Source organism: Mesorhizobium sp. GbtcB19, from assembly GCF_019091085.1.
Classification (GTDB): Bacteria; Pseudomonadota; Alphaproteobacteria; order Rhizobiales; family Rhizobiaceae; genus Mesorhizobium.
Map to the genome: position 1 here is coordinate 1 of NZ_JAGXJY010000337.1, position 254 is coordinate 254.

Sequence of the window (254 nt, forward strand, 5' to 3'; positions counted from 1 at the left end):
CGGCGTGACCGGCGGAAGGAGCTTGGCATCGGCCTGATGGAGATCCCGCTGCCGCGCCCCGAGGAGATCGACACCAAGCGCTCGCGGGGCTTCGCCAATCATTACGGTGTCCAGCTCATCCCGTCGCACGGCCTGCCGCGCGCGCTCGATGTGGTCGAGCGGCCGGGAGAGGCGCTCGACTTCCTGCAGCCGGCCTTCAAGGTCTGCTACGTGGACGGCGCCGAGGCGCTTGGCGGCGGCACCTACGGCACGAT

At 70.1% G+C, this 254-nt stretch carries 1 pseudogene; it reads left to right on the top strand.

Going from position 1 to position 254, the window contains the following annotated elements:
- Positions 1-254, top strand: a pseudogene (locus KVT37_RS32435) (sugar phosphate isomerase/epimerase); the annotation flags it as partial.